This window comes from Pseudomonas sp. 06C 126 (assembly GCF_001855215.1).
GTDB classification, from domain to species: domain Bacteria; phylum Pseudomonadota; class Gammaproteobacteria; order Pseudomonadales; family Pseudomonadaceae; genus Aquipseudomonas; species Aquipseudomonas proteolytica.
Genome location: NZ_MIFU01000105.1, coordinates 22,086 through 28,579, shown reverse-complemented (window position 1 = coordinate 28,579; position 6,494 = coordinate 22,086). Strand labels below are relative to the sequence as shown.

The following is a 6,494-nucleotide window of genomic DNA, read 5'->3' as shown; positions in this document are numbered from 1 at the left end:
AACCAGCCGCTGCGGTGTATCTGGTACAACGCATTCGGCTTATTGGGGCTGCTTCGCAGCCCAGCGCGGGGCAAGCCCGCTCGCCACAACTGCGCTATCCGCCTGGATTTAGGCGTTGCGGCAAAGTTGTGTAGATACCTATGGCCATCGCAGGCAAGCCAGCTCCTACAGGGAGTGGGGCGTTTTCAAGATCAAATTACCCACCTGGCCTTGCGCTTCTCGACAAACGCCCGCGTTCCTTCAATCCCTTCTTCCCCGGTCACTGCTTCGGCAAACCAATCGGCAGCCTGATCCAGCAGCAGTTCCAATGGCTGATCCAGGCTCTGGAGCAGCAACGCCTTGGTCCGGGCATTGGCGCGCGGGGCACAGCGCAACACCTGGCCCAACACCTCATCCAGGCGCTGCGCCAATCCCTGGGGATCATGCTCGACAAAATGCACCACCCCCAGGCGCTGCGCCTCGATCCCGTCAAACCGCGCCGCGGTCAACGCCAGGCGCCGGGCTTGGGTCAGGCCGATACGCCGCACTACAAACGGCGCGATCTGCGCCGGCAGCACACCCAGGCTGGTTTCCGGCAAGCCGAACTGTGCCTGGTGATCGGCAATCGCGATGTCGCTGACACACGCCAGGCCAAACCCACCGCCCAACACCGCGCCCTGCAGCACCACGATCACCACCTGCGGCAGCGCTTCGACTTCCTGCAGCAGCGCGCCAAACACCCGGTTCAAATCACGCAAGCCCTCGCGGCTGCCCGCGCGGCTCATGTCCTTCACATCGCCGCCCGCACAGAAGTGCCCGCCAGCGCCGCTGATCACCAATGCCCGCACGTGTTCGTCACGCGCCACATCTGCCAGCACCGTGCGCAGTTCGCTGACCATCTGCAAGCTCATGGCATTGCGGTTCTGTGGGCGATTGAGGGTGATGTGCAGCACGCCATTGTGCGGTTCCAGCAGCAGGGTTTCGCAGGCGCTCACGACTTTTTCCCCGGCAGCGTGCCCATCAATTTGCAGATGATCCCCAGCATGATCTCGTCGGCGCCGCCGCCAATCGACACCAGGCGCACATCCCGATAGGCGCGGGCCACCGGGTTGTCCCACATAAAGCCCATGCCACCCCAGTATTGCAGGCAACTGTCGCTGACTTCGCGGCCCAGGCGCCCGGCCTTGAGCTTGGCCATCGAGGCCAGTCGCGTCACGTCCTGGCCCTTGATGTATTGCTCGGTGGCCTGGTAGACCAACGCGCGCAGGCATTCGATCTCCGTGGCCAGTTCGGCCAGGCGGAAGTGGATCACCTGGTTGTCGATCAAGGCCTTGCCGAAGGTCTGACGCTCCTTGCAGTAGGCGATGGTGCTGTCGATGCACGATTCCAGGCCCTTGATCATATTGGCTGCGCCAAACAGCCGTTCTTCCTGGAATTGCAGCATCTGCATCATGAACCCCGCACCTTCATGGCCGATGCGATTGCGCTGGGGCACGCGCACATCATCGAAAAACACCTGGGCGGTTTCCGAGCTATGCATGCCGAGTTTTTCCAGGGGCGGGCTGACGCTGATGCCGGGAGTGTTCATCGGCACCATGATCAGTGATTTGTTGATATGGGGCTTGCCGTCCGAGGTGTTGGCCAGCAGGCAGATAAAGTCTGCACTGGGGGAGTTGGTGATCCACATTTTGCTGCCGTTGATCACGTAGTCGTCGCCATCCTTGCGTGCGTGGGTTTTCAAGCCGGCCACGTCGGAGCCGGCGCCGGTTTCCGAGACGCCAATGCAGCCCACTTGTTCGCCGCTGATAGCCGGGCGCAGGAACTCCTCGCGCAGCTCATCGGAGCCAAAACGCGCCAGGGCCGGGGTGCACATATCGGTCTGCACGCCGATGGACATCGGGATGCCGCCGCAGCGGATGGTGCCGAACTCTTCGGCGGCGACTATCGAGTAGCTGTAGTCCAGGCCCATGCCGCCGAACTTCTCCGGCTTGGAAATGCCCAGCAGGCCCAGGTCGCCGGCCTTGCGGAAAATTTCGTGGATGGGGAAGCGCCCGGCTTTTTCCCATGCGTCGACATGGGGGTTGATCTCGCGGTCGACAAAAGCCCGTACGGTACGACGCAGCTCTTCGTGTTCCTGGGTGAAGATCATTTTTATTGTTCTCCTGATCGTTAAAAGCGCGCGGCGCCGAAGCTGTTGGGTTGCAATTGGCGCACCTGAGCTTCTTGGCAGATATCCAGCAGGTAACCCAGCAAAGTGCGGGTGTGCCGTGGGTCAATCAGCCCGTCATCCCACAGGTTGGCGCTGCCATACAGGGCCGTGGACTGGCTATCGAGTTTCTGTGCGGTGACCTGTTCGAGCATGTCGAGCACCTTGGGGTCGGGCACCAGGCCGTCTTTCAATTGCTTGGCCTCGGTGACAATGCGCAGCACCTTGCCGGCCTGGGCGCCGCCCATCACGGCGGTGCGGCTGTTGGGCCAGGCGAAGATAAAGCGCGGGTCCAGGCCCCGGCCGCACATCGCATAGTTACCGGCACCATAGGAACCGCCGACCACCACAGTCAGCTTGGGCACGCGGGCATTGGCCACCGCCTGGATCATCTTCGCGCCGTGCTTGATCACCCCTTGTTGTTCGGATTCGGTACCGACCATAAAACCCGTGGTGTTGTGAAAGAACAGCAGCGGCGTCTGGCTCTGGTCGCACAACTGGATAAATTGCGCGGCCTTGCTCGCGCCCTTGGGGGTGATCGGGCCGTTGTTGCCGATAAACCCGCAGGCGCGGCCCTGGATCTGCAAGTGGCCGCAGACGGTATGGGGATCGTACTCGCCCTTGAATTCGAGGAAGTTGGAGCCGTCGGCGATGCGCGCGATGATTTCCCGTGCGTCGTAGGGTTTTTTCGGGTCGTCGGGGATCAGCCCCAGCAGCTCTTCAATCGGGTACAGCGGCTCGGCGTAGGCCCGCGCCGGTGCAGGCGGCAACCGGTCGTCCCACGGCAAAAGGCTGACAATCTCGCGCACGATGCGCACGCCATCGGCGTCATTTTCGGCAAGGTATTCGGCGGTGCCGGCGGTTTGCGCATGCATCTGGGCGCCGCCCAGTTCTTCATCTGTCGCCACTTCGCCGGTGGCGGCCTTGAGCAGCGGTGGGCCGGCCAGAAACAGCTTGGCTTTGCCGCGCACCACCACCACGTAATCCGAAAGTCCCGGTTGATAGGCACCGCCAGCGGTGGCCGAGCCGTGGACTACGGTGATCTGTGGCAGGCCCATGGCCGACATCCGCGCCTGGTTGGCAAAGCTGCGTGCGCCTTCGACGAAAATCTCTGCTGCGTAATTCAGGTTGGCGCCGCCGCTTTCGGCCAGGGTCACCACCGGCAGTTTGTTCTCCATGGCGATCTGTTGCAGGCGCAGGGATTTTTTCAAGCCGGACGGCGAGATCGTCCCGCCCTTGATCGCACTGTTATTGGCCACCACCAGCATGCGCACGCCGCTGACGTAACCGATACCGGCAATCAAGCCGCCACCGGCCGCGCTGCCGTCCTTGTCATCGTGCAATTTGTAGCCGGCCAGGCTCGCCAGTTCGAGGAAGGGCGCGCCGGGGTCAAGCAACAGGTTCAGGCGTTCGCGGGGCAGCAGTTGGCCGCGCTTGTCGAATTTGCCCTTGGCCTCGGCGGCCTTGTCCAACAGGTTCTGTTCCAGTTGGCGCAGGTGGTTGATGGCCGTGAGCATGGCCTCGCGGTTTTGCGCGAACTGCGGGCTGTGGGCGTCGAGTTGGGAGTCGATGACCGGCATGGTTTATTGGCCCTCCTTGAGTACATCCGGCAGGTAGGCGCGGTGAAAACCATTGAAGGACGGGCTCGGCGCCTGCGCCTTGTGCAGCGGCCAGGCACGGCTGCCCAGGCTGGCGGCGCCGTCGATGCGCAGGGTGCTGCCGCTGACGAACGCGGCGGCGGGGCTGAGCAGGAACACAATCGCCGCGCTGACTTCCGATTCAGTGCCAATGCGCTTGAGCGGCACATGCTCGCGCAGGGTCGGGATCACCGCCTTGAACGCACCTTCGTAGGTGTCCATGCCACTGGAGGCGATCCAGCCTGGCGCCACGGCATTGACCCTTACCCCGGCGTAGCCCCACTCGAACGCGGCGGTCTTGGTGAAGTTGTCCATCCCCGAGCGCGCCGCGCCGGAGTGGCCCATGCCGGGCATGCCGCCCCACATATCGGCCAGCATGTTGACGATGGCGCCGCCTTTTGTTCCCAAAGAAGGTTTGCTCATGGATTGGTTGAACACCTCACGCGCCACCAGGAAACCGCCCACCAGGTTGGTGCGCAGTACGGTTTCAAAGCCTTTTTGATTGATCGACGCCAGGGGTGACGGGTATTGGCCGCCAGCGTTGTTCACCAGACCGTGGATCGGGCCGTGCGCCTCGATAATCTGGCTGATCAGCGCCTTGACCGCTTCTTCATCGCGAATATCGCAGGCCTGCCAGCTGGCGCGGCCGCCGTCATCGCTGATTTCCTGGGCGACACCTTGCAGTTTTTCCGGCTTGCGCCCCACCAGCACCACATGGGCGCCGAGGGCTGCCAGTTCATGGGCGGTGCAGCGGCCGATGCCACTGCCGCCACCGGTGACGATTATGGTCTGCCCCTGGAACAGGTCGGCTTTGAAGATCGAGTCGAAGGCCACGGCGAGAGTCCCTTAGTTGAGTTGATCAGCGAGGTGGCGGGGCACGGCAATCGGTATTTCCAGCAACTGCTGGGCGAAGGCCTTGCCCTGGGGGTCGATGCGCAGGCTGGCGATACCGCCGCCGCCCAGGGCATTCTCCAAGAGGAAGTTAAGGCTGTGGCTGCCGGGCAGATACCAGCGCTCTACGCGCCCGTGCAGTGGGTCGAGGACGTGGCTCATCCAGTCGACGATCACCTCGGGCGTCAACGCTTCGGCGATCCACGGCAAGTAGTCGGGCCGGCGCGCGATCACGCCGATATTGCTGTGATTGCCCTTGTCACCGGAGCGCGCCACGGCCAGTTTGACCAGCGGCACGCTGGCATCGGCGCGGCCTTCGGGCCGGGGTGGGTCGAGGGGGGCGTGGGGTGTGCCTAAGGCGGCCGTTGCAGGCAGTTCGCAGGGGTAGGACTGCCCTTGGAAGTCGACACTCAGGCTGCAGGCGCGCTTATCGATCAGGAATGAAAACAGGCGGATCAGCGGATACACGGTGGGCCGGCCGCCGACAATGCCAGTCAGCCCCGGCGCCATACCGGTGGCGGCCTGGGCGATCTCCCGGGCGAACAGCACCAGTGCCTGTTTGCTCGGGTGACGCACCGCCAGTTTGAGCACCACTTCGCGGCAGTCCTGGCGTCGGGCGTGGGCGCCGTAGGTGGCTTCGCTGCCGAGCAATTCAATATTGACCTCGGTGTAGGGCGCCCAGCCGCGTTGGCTGAACAGTTCGGCAGTCTTGTTGATGATCGCCTGGCTGACCCGTTCGGCCTTGGCCCGCGCATCGATGCCGGCCAGCAGGCAACTGGCGGTGCAGCGAAAACCGTCGGGGTAGGTGGCACTGACTTTGTACTGGTCGGTCGGTGCCTGCCCTTTGGCGCCGTGCAGGCGCACGCGGTTTTCGCCTTGCTGCTGCAGCGTGACCTGGCTGAAGTCGCAAATCACATCCGGCAGCAGATAGGCCCGTGGGTCGCCGATTTCGTACAGCAGTTGTTCGGCGACGCTCAGTTCGCTGATCAGGCCGCCTGTGCCCGGTGCTTTGCTCACGATGAACTGGCCGTCGGCGCTGACTTCGACAATCGGGAAACCGATGTGCTCGTAGTCCGGTACCTCGCGCCAATCGGTGAAATTGCCACCGGTGCACTGCGCGCCACATTCGATGATATGCCCGGCCAGTGCGGCCTGGGCCAGGCGGTCGTAGTCCTGCCACGACCAGTTGAACTCATGCACCAGGGCCGCGCTGACCACTGCGCTGTCCACCACGCGCCCGGTGATGACGATATCGGCGCCCAGTTGCAGGGCCTGGACGATGCCCGGTGCGCCGAGGTAGGCATTGGTGGACACGCACATCGCCGGTAAAGGCGCGCCGCTGAACATGTCGCTGACGCCCAGCAGTTGCTTGAACTGCGGTTGCAGGTCATCGCCCAGCACCACGGCGATTTTCAATGGCACCCGGGCCTGGTCGCAGGCAGCCTGCAATGCCGCGGCGCAGGCCTGGGGGTGGATGCCGCCGGCGTTGCTGATCACGCGGATGCCCTGACGCTGGATATCGCCGAGCAATGGCGCCAGCACTTCGACAAAGTCCGTGGCGTAGCCGGCCTGGGGATCTTTCATTCGCGCGCCGGCGAGGATCGACATGGTGACTTCCGCCAGGTAGTCGAACACCAGGTAATCCAGCGCGCCGCCTTGCACCAACTGCGCGGCGGCGGTGCAGGTGTCGCCCCAGAATGCACTGGCGCAGCCGATACGAACGGTCTTGTCCATGGGAAGTCCTTCTCTGGAAAATCGCTGGGTCGAGACTACCAAGCAAG

Annotated in this window: 5 protein-coding genes; all 5 read right to left on the bottom strand. The window is 63.5% G+C overall.

The genetic code is table 11. The features are described from left to right. Nucleotides 1-191 precede the first annotated feature (191 nt). Genes BHC62_RS20525 through BHC62_RS20505 form a run of 5 tightly spaced genes read right to left on the bottom strand, consistent with a single transcriptional unit; the run spans nucleotide 192 to nucleotide 6,447 of the window. Nucleotides 192-974: an enoyl-CoA hydratase/isomerase family protein gene (locus BHC62_RS20525; RefSeq protein WP_070995953.1), complete on the bottom strand. Its 783-nt coding sequence runs from the start codon at nucleotides 972-974 to the stop codon at nucleotides 192-194. Continuing rightward, nucleotides 971-2,128: a citronellyl-CoA dehydrogenase gene (gene atuD / locus BHC62_RS20520; protein ID WP_070995952.1), complete on the bottom strand. Its 1,158-nt coding sequence runs from the start codon at nucleotides 2,126-2,128 to the stop codon at nucleotides 971-973. Before atuD ends, BHC62_RS20525 begins: the two co-directional genes overlap by 4 nt. A 20-nt stretch (nucleotides 2,129-2,148) precedes the next feature. Continuing rightward, entirely contained in the window at nucleotides 2,149-3,765 is a 1,617-nt protein-coding gene (gene atuC, locus BHC62_RS20515) for a geranyl-CoA carboxylase subunit beta (protein WP_070995951.1), read from the bottom strand. Between the two features lie 3 nt (nucleotides 3,766-3,768). Then, nucleotides 3,769-4,656 (bottom strand): SDR family oxidoreductase, encoded by an 888-nt coding sequence (locus tag BHC62_RS20510; RefSeq protein ID WP_070995950.1) that lies wholly within the window; start codon nucleotides 4,654-4,656, stop codon nucleotides 3,769-3,771. 12 nt (nucleotides 4,657-4,668) lie between these two features. Then, nucleotides 4,669-6,447 carry an acyclic terpene utilization AtuA family protein gene (locus BHC62_RS20505; protein ID WP_070995949.1) on the bottom strand — a complete coding sequence of 593 codons (1,779 nt, stop codon included), beginning with the start codon at nucleotides 6,445-6,447 and terminating at the stop codon, nucleotides 4,669-4,671. Between the last annotated feature and the right edge of the window lie 47 nt (nucleotides 6,448-6,494).

Coding starts and splice junctions, on each gene's coding strand:
- atuD (WP_070995952.1), bottom strand. CDS start 2,128: ATGATCTTCACCCAGGAACACGAAGAGCTGCGTCGTACCGTACGGGCT.
- atuC (WP_070995951.1), bottom strand. CDS start 3,765: ATGCCGGTCATCGACTCCCAACTCGACGCCCACAGCCCGCAGTTCGCG.
- BHC62_RS20505 (WP_070995949.1), bottom strand. CDS start 6,447: ATGGACAAGACCGTTCGTATCGGCTGCGCCAGTGCATTCTGGGGCGAC.